Source organism: Vibrio sp. Vb0349, from assembly GCF_033338975.1.
Map to the genome: position 1 here is coordinate 1 of NZ_JAWOTS010000203.1, position 1390 is coordinate 1390.

Here is a 1390-nt window from a genome sequence, read left to right on the forward strand (position 1 = left end):
TGCCCAGCACTTCTGGCATCTCGGAAGAAACCAAGATGATGCTCATGCCGTCGGCTTTAAATTTGTTGATGAGTTGGTAGATTTCTTTCTTAGCACCAACGTCAACACCACGCGTTGGTTCATCCAAAATCAGAACTTTAGGCTTGGTCATTAGCCCTTTCGCAATCGCCACTTTCTGTTGGTTACCACCAGAAAGGTTGCCAATAATTTGGTCGCGAGTTGGTGTTTTAATGTTGAATAACTTGATGAAATCTTCCACGGCAATGACTTCTTCGCCGTGCTGGATTTGTACGCCTTTGGTTAGCTTATCCAATGCACACAGAGACATGTTCTCTTTCACGGACAAACCCAGCACCAGACCATCCCCTTTGCGGTCTTCCGAGATGTAAGCGATGCCATTTGCCAAGCCATCTTGCGGGCTAACCGGATTAATGGTTTTGTTATCGAGATTGATAACGCCATGCTCGCTTGGCAGCGCGCCGTAAATCACTTTCATTAACTCGGTGCGGCCTGCGCCCATCAAACCAGAGATACCCAAAATCTCACCGCGTTTAAGCGTGAAGCTCACATCGTGAACGCCAGAACCTGTCAAGCCAATCACTTCAAGGCATGTCTCGCCGTGCTTTACATCAATACGTGGGTATTGCTCTTCTAATTTACGGCCAACCATCATTTCGATTAAGCCGTCTTCATCCGTGTCTGCTACTCGGCATTCACCGATAAATTTACCGTCACGAAGCACCGTAATGTCGTCACAGATTTCAAAGATTTCTTTCAGGCGGTGTGAGATATATACAATGCCGCAGCCTTGCTCACGAAGCTCATTAATCACTTTGAACAGAGATTCGGTTTCTGTATCAGTAAGCGCATCGGTTGGTTCATCCATGATGATGACTTTCGATTCAAACGAGAGCGCTTTGGCAATTTCTACCATTTGTTGCTCACCCAAACTTAGATCACCAAGCAAGGTTTTCGAGCTGTGTTTCACGTTCAAACGTTGTAGAAGTCTGTCCGCTTCCGCGTACATTTTGCTCCACTGAATGCGCCCCATAGAACCGGTAAATTCACGACCGAGAAAAATGTTCTCAGCGATTGTCAGTTCAGGGATTAAGTTCAACTCTTGGTGAATAATGCTGATGCCCGCTTCTTGAGAATCTCGCGGACCTTTAAATGCAGCAGGTTGACCCTGATACTGAATGCTACCTGCATCCATATGGTAAATACCGGTCAGCACTTTCATCAATGTTGACTTGCCTGCCCCATTTTCGCCCATGAGCGCCATAACACGACCTGGGTATACGTTCAGGCTCGCTTTATCTAGCGCCTTTACACCTGGGAACGCTTTTTCAATTTCGCTCAGTTGTAGAATGGCTTGAGTCATAATCTGTCC

At 46.5% G+C, this 1390-nt stretch carries 1 protein-coding gene; it reads right to left on the reverse strand.

The annotated features are described in order from the left end of the window. On the reverse strand, positions 1-1381 hold a 1381-nt coding region (gene rbsA / locus R7Q47_RS24555; protein ID WP_318089855.1), incomplete at its 3' end, for a ribose ABC transporter ATP-binding protein RbsA. Positions 1382-1390: the final 9 nt, after the last annotated feature.